This is a genomic window from Vibrio sp. 2033, assembly GCF_033339735.1.
In genome coordinates this window covers 1-16924 of the sequence record NZ_JAWOVC010000011.1, presented here as the reverse complement: position 1 = coordinate 16924, position 16924 = coordinate 1, and the positions used below count along the sequence as shown (strand labels likewise).

The 16924-nt window shown below is 45.8% G+C and carries 15 protein-coding genes and 1 pseudogene; 7 read left to right on the top strand and 9 right to left on the bottom strand.

The genetic code is table 11. The features are described 5' to 3' along the window. Positions 1-234: 234 nt before the first annotated feature. A complete protein-coding gene (locus tag R7P74_RS14785; protein WP_158173319.1) occupies positions 235-1260 on the bottom strand; it encodes an acyltransferase in 1026 nt (341 codons plus the stop codon). A gap of 250 nt (positions 1261-1510) precedes the next feature. On the opposite strand from R7P74_RS14785, the gene R7P74_RS14780 reads away from it, so the two are divergent. Beyond that, positions 1511-2101 (top strand): TetR/AcrR family transcriptional regulator, encoded by a 591-nt coding sequence (locus R7P74_RS14780; RefSeq protein ID WP_005374416.1) that lies wholly within the window; start codon positions 1511-1513, stop codon positions 2099-2101. Positions 2102-2229: 128 nt separating this feature from the next. Continuing rightward, the gene (locus R7P74_RS14775) at positions 2230-3087 is read left to right on the top strand and encodes an alpha/beta fold hydrolase (RefSeq protein WP_065275584.1); all 858 of its coding nucleotides are present in this window, start codon (positions 2230-2232) and stop codon (positions 3085-3087) included. Between the two features lie 168 nt (positions 3088-3255). On the opposite strand, the gene R7P74_RS14770 is transcribed toward R7P74_RS14775, so the two are convergent. Together R7P74_RS14770 and R7P74_RS14765 are read right to left on the bottom strand one after the other, a co-directional pair. Further along, complete coding sequence (locus R7P74_RS14770; RefSeq protein ID WP_213871344.1) at positions 3256-5802, bottom strand: glycosyl hydrolase family 18 protein; 2547 nt, start codon at positions 5800-5802, stop codon at positions 3256-3258. Positions 5803-6171: 369 nt separating this feature from the next. Then, on the bottom strand, positions 6172-6675 hold the full coding sequence (locus tag R7P74_RS14765) for a DUF2850 domain-containing protein (protein WP_005374408.1): 504 nt from the start codon (positions 6673-6675) through the stop codon (positions 6172-6174). Positions 6676-7003: 328 nt separating this feature from the next. Here R7P74_RS14765 and ppnP point away from each other — a divergent pair, with 328 nt between their 5' ends. Then, on the top strand, positions 7004-7288 hold the full coding sequence (gene ppnP, locus R7P74_RS14760; RefSeq protein WP_005383244.1) for a pyrimidine/purine nucleoside phosphorylase: 285 nt from the start codon (positions 7004-7006) through the stop codon (positions 7286-7288). Positions 7289-7420: 132 nt separating this feature from the next. Beyond that, the gene (locus R7P74_RS14755) at positions 7421-7702 is read left to right on the top strand and encodes a hypothetical protein (protein ID WP_033907216.1); all 282 of its coding nucleotides are present in this window, start codon (positions 7421-7423) and stop codon (positions 7700-7702) included. A 3-nt stretch (positions 7703-7705) separates the two neighbouring features. Here the strand turns inward: R7P74_RS14755 and R7P74_RS14750 are convergent, their stop codons facing one another. Beyond that, positions 7706-8854 (bottom strand): GGDEF domain-containing protein, encoded by a 1149-nt coding sequence (locus R7P74_RS14750; protein WP_054575264.1) that lies wholly within the window; start codon positions 8852-8854, stop codon positions 7706-7708. Positions 8855-9361: 507 nt separating this feature from the next. Here R7P74_RS14750 and R7P74_RS14745 point away from each other — a divergent pair. Beyond that, entirely contained in the window at positions 9362-10702 is a 1341-nt protein-coding gene (locus R7P74_RS14745) for an MATE family efflux transporter (RefSeq protein WP_017633826.1), read from the top strand. Between the two features lie 94 nt (positions 10703-10796). On the opposite strand, the gene R7P74_RS14740 is transcribed toward R7P74_RS14745, so the two are convergent. The 3 genes from R7P74_RS14740 to R7P74_RS14730 form a co-directional block, all read right to left on the bottom strand. After that, positions 10797-12476 carry an RluA family pseudouridine synthase gene (locus R7P74_RS14740; protein WP_318122931.1) on the bottom strand — a complete coding sequence of 560 codons (1680 nt, stop codon included), beginning with the start codon at positions 12474-12476 and terminating at the stop codon, positions 10797-10799. Positions 12477-12593: 117 nt separating this feature from the next. Beyond that, positions 12594-13214 (bottom strand): DsbA family protein, encoded by a 621-nt coding sequence (locus tag R7P74_RS14735; RefSeq protein WP_318122930.1) that lies wholly within the window; start codon positions 13212-13214, stop codon positions 12594-12596. After that, positions 13208-14074, bottom strand: a complete 867-nt coding sequence (locus R7P74_RS14730) for an MBL fold metallo-hydrolase (RefSeq protein WP_047102497.1) — start codon at positions 14072-14074, stop codon at positions 13208-13210. Before R7P74_RS14730 ends, R7P74_RS14735 begins: the two co-directional genes overlap by 7 nt. Before the next feature lie 126 nt (positions 14075-14200). On the opposite strand from R7P74_RS14730, the gene R7P74_RS14725 reads away from it, so the two are divergent. After that, positions 14201-15088, top strand: a complete 888-nt coding sequence (locus R7P74_RS14725; protein ID WP_017633830.1) for a LysR family transcriptional regulator — start codon at positions 14201-14203, stop codon at positions 15086-15088. Positions 15089-15182: 94 nt separating this feature from the next. Then, the gene (locus tag R7P74_RS14720) at positions 15183-15986 is read left to right on the top strand and encodes a Cof-type HAD-IIB family hydrolase (RefSeq protein ID WP_005374389.1); all 804 of its coding nucleotides are present in this window, start codon (positions 15183-15185) and stop codon (positions 15984-15986) included. A 109-nt stretch (positions 15987-16095) separates the two neighbouring features. On the opposite strand, the gene R7P74_RS14715 is transcribed toward R7P74_RS14720, so the two are convergent. Continuing rightward, positions 16096-16485 carry a hypothetical protein gene (locus R7P74_RS14715; protein WP_017633832.1) on the bottom strand — a complete coding sequence of 130 codons (390 nt, stop codon included), beginning with the start codon at positions 16483-16485 and terminating at the stop codon, positions 16096-16098. Between the two features lie 24 nt (positions 16486-16509). Next, positions 16510-16857: pseudogene (locus R7P74_RS14710) on the bottom strand (GGDEF domain-containing protein); the annotation flags it as partial. Positions 16858-16924: the final 67 nt, after the last annotated feature.

Genomic DNA, 16924 nt, shown 5'->3' with positions numbered 1-16924 from the left:
AATCTCTAAAAAAGGAACGAGTCCTTGACCTGCCCACATACAGCCTCCGTTTAATGAGCAATGTTGTAATAGTCGAGCCAATTTAAAGGAAATGAACAATGTTTTTTGTGAGTGAAAGCAAATTCTGAAGGATTAGAAAGTCAAAAATTGGTCAGTGAGAGAGAAATCTCATTTTTAACTGGCTAGCTCTAACCCTTTTGAGTTAAAGCTAGCTATATCTAGAGCTGAATGCATTTAGCGTAGGAGCCATTTTTTCAACGGTGAAGCGTCAATTGCTTTCACAAGCAGTATGGTTGCAACAATCGTTGCAGGATAAATAAACACATCTTTCGCGAGGTGTTGCAGCCCGATAAATTCAGCGACATTCATCATGACAATTATGATAAGCAGATGGCTAACATATATTCCTAACACGCAAGGAGATAGTTTGAAGACCCAAGGCATGTCGCCAAAATGAGGGTGAGCCAAAAGCCACATAAAGACACCTACAGCCCAGATAACGGTACCGAATAGGAAGTCGTGCGAGTTGAAAGCGATGTCATGTTGCATCAGCCAGTAAGCTTCACCAAAATGCAGTGCCATGCCAAGAATAATGCATCGAACCGTATTGTTTCGCGACCACCGCCACTGCACTTCTCGTGCGAAATAACCTAGAGCAACTAGCAACGTGCTGAAAAAAGGCCCGTTACGAGTAAAGAAAGGCGCTGGCAGGTCGGTAATGGTCGCGTAACTGCCAGCAAAGGCACCGTATATGTATAGCAATACTGCGGTTGGCAGTATCAGTTGCGCCATATTGATATGCACGAGAAAGGCAATTAACGCTACGGCAATGACCAGAGCCGGAATAAACCACAGATGAACGAGTCCGCCTTCGATGAGTGAATTGATCGGGGTTGACATTAGGTACCCCCAATAACCTTGCCTTTCGGCGAGATACCCAGCCTCAGCGACCGTCTGCCATTGGAATGGCATCAGTAAACTGATCATGCTCCAAATGAGCCAAACCTTCATTAACGGTTTGGCGTAGTTCTTAAGAGTATCGATAGGTGAATGACTCAACTTCGGCTGGATTAGATAACCCGAGATGAGAAAGAACAGCGGAACAGCAAAACGAGCCAGTTGGTTGAGCATATAGCCAACCCATGGTATCCCATTCCACTGCCAGTACGTCAGTGCCATCTGGCAATGCAAACCCACAATCGCAAGCATCGCAATGATACGTGCAAACTCTAAGCTGGCTATTTTTTGTTTCTTTGCCATTACATTGTTTACCTAAATAAAAAACTTAGGTGAAAATAGCAGGTTGTTACTGAAGTAATACGTGAAAAAGTCAACAGACTTGCGCTTACATTGAAGCTGTTTTGAAAATTAAGACTTACTTCAAACTTCTTAATTATTAACCTATTAACGCAATCAATACCTGATTCGTGAGTCGAAAATAGCACTGAATAATGGTTAGACCAGTTAACTCGAGATTGCAAAAAAGAACGATCGTGCTAAAAATAAGACTATGCAAAAAGGAAAAGTGACAAAAGAGTTTATTCTGCAGCGGGCTTTTGAGATCGCCAGCGAAGACGGATTAGAAAGTCTTACGATTGGAGAGTTAGCCAAGCAATGCGGTATGTCGAAAAGTGGTCTGTTTGCCCACTTTAATTCGAAGTTGAATTTACAGCTATCGGTGCTTGATCACGCCAATAAAGTGTTCGCTGATCGGGTTATTGAGCCTGCTCGAGAACTCGGGGATGGCAATATCGAGCGTAAAATTCGAGGGTTGCTCGACTCTTGGATGACTTGGAATCACGCATTCCAAGGAAGTTGTATGTTTCTTGACGCTTGGAATGATACGGCAGATAAAGATTGCCCGCTTCAGGCCGGACTGCGTAAATCCATAGACACTTGGCTGAGCTATTTGGAGATCCAAATAGCGAAAGGCAAAGAGAAGCAAGAATTTGCAGCAGACTTAGATACACGCCAAGCAACGTTTGATTTGTACGGTCTTTATTTGAGTGCGCATGTTTTTTACTCAATTAAAGGTGAGCAAGAAAGCTTGCGTCTGTTTTGGCAAGGGATCGACAACTTATTTTCTCGCTGGAAAGGCTAATATCGGTTATTCGCTTCCCAGATTCGTAGACATAAAATCACAAAGAGCGGCTGAGTTCGCTCTTTCTTATCAGCGTAAAAAGCACGACCGTTCTATTTTGTGCAAAGCTGATAGTTAAGGACATGATTATGAGTGAAAAAATTTACTTTAATACATCGCAACGTTTCAGTATTAAGCGCAGTTTGGTGAACATTAGTACTCGGTTACACCATACACTGGCCCCGTCACATGCAAAGAAGACCGCGCGCAAGCTTCTTCTGACACCTGCTCGTACGCAACCTAAAAATATTGAACCTCAAGGGCTTATCAAAGGTGAAATTAAAGGGCATGCAGGCATCATCAAAACCTATACTTTGGGCTCTGGACCTATTTGGGTGCTAACTCATGGTTGGTCTGGCACGGCAAGTCAGTTTTATCCACTGATGGAACATATTGCGTCGAAAGGGTTTACTGCTTTGGCGTACGATCATCCGGCACATGGTGAGAGTGAGGGGCAGTATGGGCACATTCCGGGGTTTGTCAGAGGATTAGAAGATGTGTTGGATACGGTCGAGGATGTTGTTGGCCTAGTTGGGCACAGCATGGGCACCGCTTCTGCTCTTGAGTGCCGACACAGCAAATTAGAAAACAAGCCTTTGCTGCTTATTGCTCCGGTATTAAATTACGTAGAGAACTTATTCGGTAGCATTGCGCGTTCCGGTTACTCGATGAAGCTTTTTAATGCTGTGGTTTCAGAAGTTGAAGACCAATTTGGCTATCCGTTACAGTCCATTGATCCGATGAAGCGTTTGTCTGAGCGTCCGTCTCACACCATTATTATTCATGATGAGCAAGATAAGTTCACCAAATACAGTGTCTCGGCAAAAGCGGCTGAAGAGATTAAAAACGTTGAGTTAGTGACAACACAAGGTCAGGGGCATGGTCGAGTGATGAAGTGTGAGCAAGTCTTCAGTAGTTTTGACCGTTTGCTCGATAGTGCTTGGTAACCCTTACTTTTACTGATTGATTCGCTCCGTTTTGCGCTAATTCGGTTTGAAAGTAACACCTCAGACTTTTTCGTCTCTGGTGTTGCTCTCCTCGTTAAGAGGTTAAATCCAAAAAGGACAGCCGAAGCTGTCCTTTGTTTATTTAGCAGAACGTCTGCAAGGCTGAAATTAGTTACAGTTAGCTACGCCAACTTCTTTCCAAACGCCCCATTCGCCAGATTGGCTAGGATCGTCACCCTGAGTCCACCATTTCGCTTCCCACGTTTTACCTGCGTGAGTCACTTGGTTACCACCTGTGTACACTGCGCTCGCATCCCATGCGTTGTCGCAAGTACCAGGGTTCGGATCGGTTGTGTGCTGTGCAACAACCACTGTCGCGCTTGCCGATGAAGACGCTTTACCGTCGCTCACACTTACAGTGAAGCTTAAGCTTGTGTCTTGCGGGTATTCCGCAGCAGTGAACGTGACTTTGGAGCCTTCAACCGTTGCATTCAGACCTTGAGGTAGAGTCCAGTTGAATGTCAGGGTATCGTTGTCTGCATCGCTAGACGCAGATGCATCTACAACCACAACGTCACCAGCGTTTGCTGTTGCTGGAGCAACAACTTGCGCTATTGGTGCGCTGTTCACTGGGTCAACAACACCTGCTGGTTTCACTGTTACTACAACGAGGTCAGATGCCGTTGCACCTTCGTTATCAGACACCGTCAGCTTGAAAGTTAATTGCTCTTCAACAATAACTTCTGCTGCATCAAAGCTTGCTTTCGCTGTGTTTGCACCTGTTAGTACCACTGCTGTGCCAGATACTTGTTCCCAAGCGTAGCTTGCGATGGTGCCGTCAGAGTCTTTTGACAGGCTGCCATCTAGAACCACATTTGCAGGACCTGTTACCGATTGATCTGCGCCAGCGGCTGCGGTTGGTTTACGGTTTGGTTGAGGAACCACACCACCAGCCATACCTTCGTGCATCGCGTTTAGAATGTCACCGTTATCCGCGTCAATTTCCCAAGAGAATAGACCAGCAAGACCAAGAGACTTCGCGTAGCTACCTTTTGCTAGCACTGAACGGTGGTCATCAAATGTGATCAACTCGCCCGTAGTACGGTTCCATACCCATGGTGCTTCTGCTTGTGCATCGTAGCCGTACTCGAAGCCGTTAATACCAGTGTTGTTTGCACCTAGCATGAATGACTTAATGCCTTTGTAGTCAATTACGCCATCTTCCCAAACACCTTGCGCTGTGCTGCCCTTCAGTTTACCTGTAGCAGTACCTGTCATTGGGTCGTTTGGATCTGTGAGTGTATCTGGAGTTACGCCTTCCCAGCCACGACCGTACATTGCTGTACCAAGTACTAGCTTGTTCGCAGGAACGCCTTGAGCAAGAAGAAGTTGGATGCCGTTATCTGCTGTGTAAGCAGGACCTTTGTACGGTTCGCCGTTCTCATCAACGCCACTACCGTCACACTGACCAGGACGCATGAATGAACCACAGTAAAGCGCAGTTTGGTGACCAGGAACGTTATTCCAACCACCGTAGAAGTCGTAAGTCATTGCGAAGATGTAATCCATGTACTGAACTGCATCTGCGTAGTCTACGTCTTCAATCTTGTCGTAACCGACACCGATAGCGGACGTTAGCTCGTAAGTTCGGCCTGTCTCAGCTTCTAATTCATCAAGCATTACGCGCAGTTCACGCATCAGTGCGATGTATGCTGGGCCATCGTTTACAGGGTCGCCCTTATCGGCTGCTGCACCGCCGCCGCCAGGGAATTCCCAGTCGATGTCAACACCGTCGTAGAATTTCCAAGTTTTCAGGAACTTCTTAACTGATGCGACGAATGTGTCACGGTTTTTCTTGTCCACGAAATCGAAGAATGGGTCAGACAGTGTCCAACCACCGATCGATGGGATGATTTTTAGATCAGGGTTACGTTGTTTCAATGCCATTAGCATTGCGTAGTTACCCTTGATAGGCGTGCTGTATTCATGACCAGCTTGTGGGAAGCTCTTCTGATAAGCAGCCCAAGGGTCATGGATAACGACTTCATAATCAGGCACACCTGTACAAGCAGTTTGTAGCGCGTTGAAACTGTTGCCGCCAACAGACTTCACAGACTCATTTGGGCCACAAATTGGGATAAAACCGTAAAGGATGTGAGTCAAGTTGTCGACCGGCATATTATCGACGGTGTAGTCACGGCCATAGATGCCCCATTCAACAAAATACGTACCCATCACGACGCTTGGATCGGTATTGTAGGTTTTGTTGTTTGGATCAACATTCATCGTTAGTGGCTTCAGGTGAGAACCATCGGTATCTGCAATTGTGATTTCAGCTGGTGCGCTTTTCGCACAACCTGTCGCATCACATGCTTCGATTTCCATTTGGTATAAGCCACCTTGGCCGTATTCAAACGAAGCTGTTGTTTGGCTACCAGTGATAGGGCCGCTTGCTACTTTTACACCATCAAAATAGACGTTGTAAGTGTCACCAGGTGTGCCACTCCACTGGTTAAATTTAACAGTGATCTTCGCTTGCTCATGGTATTTCACCATGTCGTAGTAGCCTGACGTGGTTTCCATCGCGAGTTCAATTTTAGAAAACTGAAGGTTGTTGGAACCGTACATATCGATACTTGGTGCGGTTGGAGCAGCAACTGCAGCACCTGATAGCGCTAAAGCAACTCCAGCTGCACATAGGTTAAATCGAATCATAACTTCTCTCTCAATCCTTGGATTCATGTTCTACCTAGAACATAGGCTGCTCTTGCACCAGATAAGATGATTGGATTTACTCCACGTGCAAAAGCATCACACTCAGCATTTCAGAGAGTTTTTTTTCGTCAAAAAAAATTAAGACGGTTTTCGAGGCACTTGAGAGAACTTAACTAAAACTCGCACTCTGTTACACAGAAAGTGTCAGACTGAGTCAATAATTTATAAAATCTCAGCAGAAACTAAAATTATTGTTTACTCAGTAACGAGTTAGTTAAATGCGATGAAGGCCTTATTTTGTTGTTTATTAAGGTTTTGTTTCATTGATATAGAAAGAGAATTGAAAGGAAAAATAGCCGTGAAGACGTACTAGTCACGGCTGAAGTGTTCACTCAACGCGGCGCGACGTTTAGAGGCTGCACCGGTTTCTGAGCCCTGAACGGTATGCTCAAATCCTTTACGAATGAATCGCTGATCTGGAATAAGAGGCTCAATACGGCGTATTTGAGGTGAAAGATGAGAGCCCGAGATCTGATACGCTGTCTTTCCTAATCCGGTATTCAACGTGATGACCTTGCCATCGAATTCAAATTCCGTCGTAATAAGTCGATGGTTTCGGTATACCCCATCTTCAGTGAAAACGAGACGTTCTGTTTGGTAGGGTGGCGCGCCAATCTCAATCCATTCGCCGTACACCTTTTCCGGATCAATGTGGTCTTGATAGGAGAGGTGGATTTGATAGCCAAAAAACGTCAACAGACCCATCCCGAAGCAGACAAATGTACTCTTGAGGATTTTGGATTGGTGGCGAGCCAAAAATGAAAGTTTTGGTTCTTGTCGTGCTTTTCGCCTTCGGCGAGTCGAGTCCGTCATAGATCTAATTTTCTCCACTTTTTTAACATGGTGGAAACCTTCCTTTTTAAAAACAAACAATCCCGCCATTGAGACGACGAAACTATGATCTAATGTCCACTTTTACATTCAGATACACATCTTATTGATGGTTTTGTTGTTTGCTCACATTCATTACTTCGCAGGTTTTCTTGCTCGGTTTAGGTCGCCTGATTAATCCTCGCGAAAAAAGGTTCTCGCTCAGTAGCAAAGGATGTGCGTTATTACGTTGAGTTTAATGGCTTTCAAAGCTTGAGTAACGGAAAGAAACAAGGTAAAAAAGAGCGGACTTTTGATAAGGAAACCAATAATGAATATTAAGGAAAATAGCTATTTTGCTGGTAGTGTAAAATCACTAGGCTTTAACCAGAAAGATCAGGATGTTAGCGTTGGTGTGATGCTTCCTGGTGAGTACACGTTTGGTACTCAAGCACCAGAGCGTATGACGGTTGTAAAAGGTGCGCTTGTGGTCAAGCGTGTTGGCGAGAGCGATTGGACGACTTATCAAAGTGGTGAGTTTTTTGAAGTGGAAGGTAATTCTTCATTTGAGCTTCAAGTGAAAGAAGCGACTGCGTATTTATGTGAGTACTTCTAGCGTTCATTTGTTGCTCGTCATAAAACCACCTTCGGGTGGTTTTTTCGTCTATGTGCTTCACTTATAACGCATCTTTTTGGTTATTTGGGTATATACTTAATAAAAATGTACCCATCGACCAGGGAGGAAGTGATGGCAGTACAACGCAAGCATTCTGATCTCCCTCCTCGTTACGAGGATAAAGATCTCACCAATGAGCAAAGACAGCGCTTTACCGAAGTTGCCAACGCCGCTCATAAGAGACGTGAATTTTATCGACGTGCTCTAGGAAAGAGCTTAATGGGCAAAATGAAGGGCCGTGCGTTTAAAGATCACCCCACTCGTCAGCAAGGCAAGCCGAACAGAACGTTGCAAGTAGTGTGGTTAATCGTATTTCTCGTTGTGGGGCTTTGGGTGATGCATGTGTTCGCTTAGTCATTAGCAAGCTTCTGGTACCGCTGGTGCATCAGATGTTGACTGTTCTTCCGTATTGCAGTGCTCATAAAAGGCGTACTGGTTTTTACCAGTATGTTTAGCTGCGTACATTGCTTTATCTGCACATCGAGTCAATTCAGACAAATCCTTTGCATCTTGCTTATAGATAGCAGCACCTACACTCATTGTTAACTCGTTAATCATATCGTAGCTTCGGTAACCTGTCGGAAACAGATTCACGATCCGTTTTAGGATGCTGTCGAGGTCACCTTTACTTTTTACATCGTAAAGCATGATTACAAATTCATCGCCCGCAAATCGAGCGATGGAGTAGTCGTGTTTATCGGTTTTTCTGTCTTTGTTGCGAATGTTATTTTTTAATCGAGTTGCGAAGGCTTGAAGTACTTGGTCACCAATATCGTGCCCGTAGGTGTCGTTGATGTGCTTGAAGTTATCGATATCGAGAAAAACCAATGCGGTGATGCTGTCATCAGATGAGTGCTTGATTTCATCGAGCTTTGCGCGCGCCCAAGTCTCAAAGCTCCAGCGATTGGCAAGCCCAGTGAGCTGGTCAAAATATGCTAACTCCTCAATCCCCTCACGATACAGTGTTTGAATGTAATTGAGGACTTTCGTGTAGTAATACGAGAACGTGTGACACACAAACGCGGTCGCTATCAGGGTCAGCATCAATCTCCGCTCTATGATTTCTGTGGCTGTTGGCAGTCGATCTAAAAAAGCGACCCCAAAAAAGATCAGTAAAATGTAGGTGCCACTGAACAACAGACCGACCTTAAACTCATTAATTAACACCAGAGTGGCGACAATAGGATATAGCCATAACATTTTGCCTGACGGAGCGTCGTTATACAGAAGTAACAATAACCCTTCGAACATTAAGACAGCACTTAGCCATAAGTCGGCGTATTGATGGTGCCGCTGGACTTTTATTACATAACTGATTGCTAAGCATGCCAAGGCACACAAAGCATGGAAAAAGCTTAAACCCCAGTTATTCTCAAGTGATTGAGCAATGGAACCATAAGTTAAACAGGCAGCGGCGATACTGGAGCATAAAAAGACAATTTTCTTTTTTCTTGTTGAGCGGATGTCCGCCATTTCTTCTAAGCGCGCCCCAGCCAATGTCGACATTATGTATCCTTGCTTAATTAACGTGTACGCTTATTCTAGGCGGTATTTTCGCGATAAATAGAACAACAAAGTTTCCAAATGTGATATCAGTCATTTTTAGTGCAAAGCCATCAGTGTGATTTGGTGCGAGTGTTCAAATAGGAATGGTGGCGCATGCAGATTTTCATGACGGTTCTTCATGGCTCTATATGGTTGGACTGATAACTCAAAGTAATGTATCTAGTTAGACACATTTCTATTGATTATCCTGATTCTGTTCGGTGCTCGTTGATTGAGAGTATTGTTCACCAATCTCTGCTCTACGTATCGTCAAGGCATATGTCGTTTCGAAAATGCATTAGAAATATTTTTCCGAAACAGGGCGAAATATTGTTGTCGTTATGACCAATATGCGACTAGAATCCGCGCTAAATCACAACCTCATATCGAGCTTCGTTCGAGTCACTATTTTTAAACTGCTTCACAAATATTGTGAGGCAGTTTTTAGTTGTAGGAAAGGTTACAAGCATGCCTAAAAGCCAAAACATCAACCAACGAATGTCCATCGTGGCATTAGCTTGGCCAATTCTTGTCGAAATTTTGCTACGGACGGCTTTAGGAACCAGTGACGTGTTCATGCTGAGTGGCTACTCAGACAAAGCCGTATCCGCTGTTGGTGTGATCACGCAGATTACCTTCTTTTTAATCATCGTTTCGACCTTTGTCAGTAGCGGTACGGGGATTTTGATTGCCCAATACAATGGCGCTGGACGCGAGCAAGAGTCAGTGAGCGTTGGTGTTGCGAGTATTGCGTTGTCTGTCCTCGTCGGTGTGCTATTGAGTGTGATTGCCGTGCTTGGTGCGATATATCTACTCCCGTATTACGGCTTGGAAGCGCAAGTCGAGCAGTACGCTCATGAATATCTGCTGATAAGCGGTGCGATGACGTTTAACGTTACGATTGGCGTTGTTTTTACAACTATTCTGCGTAGTCATGGTTATTCACGTTCCCCAATGGTGGTGAATTTGATCTCGGGTGTGTTCAACATCATTGGTAACTATATTGCGCTTTACCAGCCATTCGGTTTACCTGTGTATGGTGTGCAAGGCGTGGCAATAGCAACCGTCGTCAGCCAAGTCATCGGTACGTTAATGTTATGGTTTATTCTCGCTCGCAGTAGCATTGAACTACCAATGTCGACTATGAAACAAGTACCGGCAGAGATTTACAAAAAAATCTTAAAAATCGGCGGTATGAACGCGGGTGAAGTGCTGTCTTACAACGTGGCGCAAATCTGCATTGTGTACTTTGTGGTGCAAATGGGGACGGCATCGTTAGCGGCTTTCACTTATGCGCAAAACATTGCCCGTTTCTCGTTTGCTTTCGCGCTGGCAATTGGTCAGGCTGCGCAAATTCAGACCGGTTACTACATCGGTAAAGGTTGGGTGAGTAGCATTTTAAAACGCGTACAAATCTACTTCTTAGTGGGATTTGTGGCATCAACGGCGGCAACCACACTGATTTACCTGTTTAGAGAAGAGATTCTACGCGTATTTACCGATCAACCGGAAATACTCGCATTGGCAAGTTCGTTAGTCATGGGCTCAATTTTGCTCGAAGCTGGACGTGTGTTTAACCTGATTTTTATCGCGGGGCTCAAAGGCGCGGGTGACATCAAGTTCCCAGTGCAAATGGGGATTTTGAGCATGTGGGGATTAGGCGTGCTTTTCTCTTACATCTTTGGCATCCACTTGGGTTATGGCGTTTTAGGGGCTTGGATGGCAATCGCACTCGATGAATGGGTACGTGGTATCATCATGGCAAGACGTTGGCGCTCTCAGGTGTGGACCAAGTTTAAGGTGAGCTAACGGTTTTCGGTATTGCGCATCACGCTTATTCTGTTGTTAGAAAAAAAAGGCACTGTTAGTCAGTGCCTTTTTGTTATTTAAAATCGGGAATACGTTAGAATTCGCACTCAGCTTGGAACACCATACGCTCTTTGCTGTATGGATGATCCAGCTCTAGCATCTCAGCATGCAGGTGCAAGCGATTCGCTTTTTCGCCGTATAAACCATCACCAACCATCGGCATGTTTAACCCCATGTGATGAGCACTGTGTACACGTAGTTGGTGAGTTCGCCCGGTTTTCGGATACATGTATACCTTGCTGCGTCCATCTTTGACGTCAATCAGTTGCCAGTAGGTTTCTGCATGTTTCCCGTGTTCAAAACACACCAGTTGACGTGGGCGGTCGTCGGGGTCACCACGCATTGGCAGTGAGATTTCCCCTTCAGGCTCGTTTAATACGCCTTCGAGCAGTGCCATATAACGTTTTTGTACGCCGCGAGCCATAAACTGTTTTTGCAGACTTTTGTTCGCGCGCTTGGTTAAGGCAAACACCAAAATGCCAGAGGTCGCCATGTCGAGGCGATGAATCACAAACGGCCCTTCCACATCAGGGAACATCGCTTGTAGGCGCGTATAAGCAGAGTCTTTGATGGTTTTACCCGGCACTGAAAGTAAGCCCGAGGGCTTGTTGACGACGACCATAGCGTCGTCTTGGTAGATTATCTCTAGCTCTTTGTCTTCTGCCCAATTCTCCGCCAATGGGTTGGGTTCGACATCCAGCCCTTGCATCATATGGCCTAAAATCGGCTGACATTTGCTGTTGCACGATGGGTAGAATTTTTTGTGTTGGCGAACCTCAGACTTTGGCGAAACACCCCACCAAAATTCTGCCAGCGCCAGCGGTTTGAATCTGTGTTTAAATGCGTATTGGAGCAGTTTTGGCGCAGCACATTCCCCCGCACCTGCTGGTGGGATTGGGTTTGTGGTGTCCGTAAAAATGTCCACCAAGTCGCGTGCTTCGCCATGGTTGTTTAGAAAGCGGTATTGTTTATGCAGTTTGTGCTGTAAAGCGTTGGAGAGCGTCTTGCGCTGCTCTTTCAGGTGAGCAAGTTGCTGCTCTAACTCGGCCAATCGCGCTTCTTTGATTGCAAGCTTTTCATCCCACGCTTGCTTTAAGTATTTGAGAACGTTTTTCTCAGCGACACTTTGCTTACCCAACTCATCCAACAAGATTTTTAGATCATCGACATTGAGCGTTTGCTCGCCCTGTTGGCGCTGTCGCTTGCGTGCTGCTCGGCCATCAATCATCACTTGGCGCTGTGTTTGCTCCTCTTGCTGATAAGCGGCTCGGTCGGCTTGTATTTGCGCTTTAAGATCCGCTAATTCCGGATTCGCGGCACAGGTTTTGTACTCCGCATTGGCGGCGTTGATGGCATCCGTTTCTGCGCGGAAGAAGCCTTCATCGGTCAGCATGTCGTACACAGGAGGGACAAATCCTGGAATCAAGTTTTGGTCAGCAATTTTGCCAGAAAACGCACTTAAAAAGCCGAGCTCGCCTTGAGGGCTTTTTACCAGCAATACGCCAAACATTTTGCCTCGCCCCGTTTCTTCATTAACCAAACCAAAATCGTGTTCGAAGTCGGTTTGCGCTAATAAGTGCTGTTGCAATTGCTTTGCGGCCATAACGCAAAGAGGATGCGGCGTGTAGTAGAACGGAAACGTAAACTGCGTTGGCAATTCATAGCCAGAAATATCAGCAGTAAAACGAGTAAAACAATGTTCAGGCGAGTGCATGGTGGGTATCCGCGCGAGTAAAAATTCGAGCGAGGATTGTACCTGTTTGAGTCAGGATTGCCATGTCGGTGTTGGCACTCGCTCTTGGATTAAGGACAAGAGCGAGTGGGGAAGAGTTTATTGCAGTTTTCGTAATGCAAGCTTCCACTGTGCTGGTTTGTCGTAGTAGGCCGAGTGCGGCAAGGTCAGGTACTCGCCATTTACTTCTGCAATCAGGGTTGGATAACCACCAACGTGCAACTGGCGCATCAATTGTCGGCTAGAGCGAATTCTCTCACCTAGTTCGGCTTCGCTTAACGTCATGTTTTGCTCCCACGCATCACTTGCTAAACCTAGCGATTCTGCAATGGCTTTGAGCGTCGATGCTTCATTCACTTTTAACCCGAGCTGATAATGCGCAGATTGGATGGCCTTTAGCATGTGCCATGGATTCAGCCCCATTTTCTCCGCACTCAAGATCGCTTGTGTGGGTAGATAAGAATCAAGAACAAACGCATCGTCGCTTTTCACGCGTTGCAGATATGCTTCACCAAACGTTGCTCCGGTTTCGGTTGCGATACGAGCGTCACTGTTGATGATGTGCTGACGAAATTCAGATTCAATCGCGCGCTTCTCAATCATACCGCCGGGATGAAGCTCTACCTTAAATTGAGAGGTGTCCATCAAGGCTTCGATGAGTGGTGATGCCCCGTAGCACCAACCACACATGGGATCGAAGAAGTAATGCACGGTTACCATGACATTTCACCAGTATGCACTTTCGCACCGATTTCTAGCGCGATTGGCAATTGAGCTTCTGGGTATTTCGCAGACATGGTGTCAATGAGTTGAACGCTGTTATTGCTGTGTTTTTTCGCTTGCTGAAAATCCTGCAAGTATTGTTGCGAGTAGCGAATGGTGTCTGCGTTCAGCTTTGTGCCTGCTTTCATGTGACCAGGAATGACCACTTGAGGTTTAAGCGCAAGCATCTCGCTAAGTTGCTGCTCCCAAGCATTGATGGCGGTTTGGTCTGCGGCATCTGCCATCCACAAATGTACGTTTGAGTACACGGCTACGTTACCTAGAATCGCTTTGTTATCTGGAATCCATAGGTAAGGGCGGTGTGCTGATGTGCCATGGTTACCACGGATTTCAATCTTATGACCTTCTAGCTCTAATGATGCTTTATCGTACGCGACAGGGATCACTGGTTTTACCGGTGCGTTTGCGCCAAGCTTTGGTCCCCAGTACGCCAGCTTTCCAGCCAATTTCTCTTTAATAATTTTTTGAACCGCAGGCGTTGTGATGATCTGCGCATCAGGGAACTGTTGGTGTAAGGCCTCTGCGCCAAAGTAGTAATCTGGGTCCGCTTGACTGATAAAAATGGTTTTAAGTGTTTTGCCTGAGTCCAGAACTTTAGCGGCAATGCGCATCGCGTCAGCTTTGGTGAATCCAGTGTCGATAACCATGGCGTCAGTCTCACCGTATACCAAGGTTGAGTTTACGTGGAAGCTGTTACCGTCGGCGTTGTAAACCTCAAGAGTAAGGGGAGAGTGGTTTGCCGCTAGGACAGGGTTTGCCATTAAAACGGATGCAGCAATCAAAGTGAATTTTTTCATAATAAGCTCCTAAAGAATTTGGGGCCAAGCGACGATGGCTTGGGAACGGGAGCTATATTAGGAAATTGATACGCTCGGAAAAATACACAATAATGTGCATCACTATTTCTTATTTCGAGCAAATATATGGATAGAGTAACGGCAGCAAAAGTGTTTGTGGATGTGGTGTATTCTGGCAGTTTTACCGCGACCGCAGAGCGGTTAGACATGTCTCGGCCAATGGTAACTCGTTATGTAGAGGCGATGGAGAACTGGCTGCAAACTCGTTTGTTACACCGCACCACGCGCAAGGTGTCCCTCACCACCGCAGGGGAGCGCAGCTTGCCTCAGATTGAGCGCTGGTTAAAACAGGCCGATACATTAACGTCGAACATTGCCGTTGATGGTGAGCTGTCCGGAAAAATCCGTCTTGCGTCTAGTACTTCATTTGGATTCTCACAGTTGATCCCCGTAGTAAACAGTTTTATGCAAAAGCACCCCAAAGTGTATATCGACATAGATCTGCAAGATTCAGTGAGTGATCTAACCGAACAACGCATCGATCTGGCGATCCGAATTGCGTCAGATCCCGATCCTTCTTTGATTGGTAAGCCGATTGCGGTGTGCGAATCGGTGTTGGTAGCATCACCGCAATATTTACAAACTCACCACGCGATCGCGCATCCGCGAGATTTATCTTCACACGACTGTTTGGGATACAAAAACTTTGAGCGTCACGTGTGGCATTTGTCTCAGGGCGACCAGTTCGAATCGGTGGGAATTGAGTGTCGCCTAACCAGCAATGAGGCCACGGCGTTATTGCATGGCGCTTTACAAGGCATGGGTATTTCGATGTTGCCAACTTATTTGAGCAATATCTATCTCAAATCGGGTCAGCTTGAGTCGGTGTTGCCGGATTGGAAGCCAAATGATCTCAACATTTACGCGCTGTATTCATCACGTAAACACTTGTCTCCTGCGGTGAGAGCTTTCATCGATCACAGTGAAGATTACTTTAAACAGCATCCTTGGTAATAGCGAAAGGCGTCGTCATCCTGACTTGAGATTCATACAAGATCCTGTACCTTACATGGATATATTTTCGCAGCGTCATTTAGAGTTTTAGTTAATGTCACAAGTTCGCATCAAATTTATTGCTTCCGATATGGATGGCACATTGCTTGACCAATACGGTCGTTTGGATCCGGAGTTTTTCGATCTGTTTTTGCAACTGGAAGAGCAAGGTATTTTGTTCTCCGCTGCGTCTGGTCGTCAGTATTACAGTCTGCGAGACACGTTCGCGCCAATCAAAGACAGACTGTTGTATGTGGCTGAAAACGGCACCTTGGTGATGTACCAAGACAAAGAGCTCTACAGTTGCACCATTCCTAAAGCGGAAGTGGCGGAGATTGTGAAAGCGGCTCGTGAAATTGACGGAGCGAACATCGTATTGTGTGGCAAGCGCTCGGCGTACATCGAAACGCATGATCAGCAATCGCTGGAAGAATTTCAAAAGTACTACCACCGCTGTGAATATGTGCCGGATTTGCTTGAGGTCGAAGACGAGTTTATTAAGGTAGCAATTTGTCACTTTGACGGTTCGGAAGAGCTCCTGTTCCCGACCATGAACGCGAAGTTTGGCGCAACGCATAAAGTCGTGGTGAGTGCAAAAATCTGGCTGGATGTGATGAATGCCGAGGCCTCTAAAGGTGCGGCCATTCAGCATCTTCAAGAGACGATGAATTTTACTCCGGCAGAAACCATGACGTTTGGTGACTATCTCAATGACCTCGAAATGCTGCAAGTCAGTGAGCATTCGTACGCGGTTGCCAACGCGCACGAAGAGATTAAGAAAATTGCTCGTTATTCTGCGCCAAGCAACCAAGAGGCTGGGGTACTCAAAGTGATTAAAGAGAAAGTATTAGCGAAGTAACGCTCATTCTTTCGATGTTATTTTCTTCTTCACGTAAAAAGCCCCGCATACACTGCGGGGCTTTGTTTTTTTTGTGTGTGTGGTGGGAGGGGGGAGTAAGGTTCCCGTTTTAGCGTACGTACTTGGCGGTTGCGCTGACTAAAAAGTGTTGCAATTTCCCGTCTGATTTTGGCACCCACAAGTCGTTATGATAATGGTAAATACGGCCATTGATGGTCACAGACAAGGTATTATCACCCGTTTGCTCCATGCGAATAAACTGATCCGAAGTGACCAAAAACGGCTCTTGCTCTTCAATGCTCTGGCCCGTTGCCAATACGAAGTAGCCGAATCGGTTGCCAGCATCCGGATCGGTTGAGTAGATTCGATGTCCAACGAGGCTGTAGTCGTCGTTGAGTGCCTGCTCAAGCGTTTTTTGCCCGATGGTTTCGTGCGATGGAATAAATACCCAAGCCAACACACCTGCCGCAATGACTGCCAGTAGAAGCAGTACTTGCATGAACTTTCTCATCATATATACCGTTTAACGTTGAAATTTCATTTTGTACATGCGCTTATCCGCTATGCTGATAAGAAAGTCAACATTGTCACTGTCTTTAGGGTATTGCGCTAAGCCCATGCTTGTTGAAAGTGTTGAGACTTTATCGGAGTTTAATATTTGTGCATCAAAGACGGTATTTATCTGCTCACGTACGTTCTCTTCATTGAGATGTTCACCTTCAAGGATAACCGCGAACTCATCTCCTCCCATGCGATAAACAGTAAAATCATTGAGTGCCATAGAATTAAGCCGCCTAGCGATTTCCCGCAGTACAGTGTCGCCAACTTGGTGTCCGTGTGTGTCGTTGACTTCTTTAAAACCTGACCCGTCCTGATATGGGTTGACACTTTTTAACTAAAACGCTCGATGTACTTCATCGGGCGTTTTGTATTTTAAA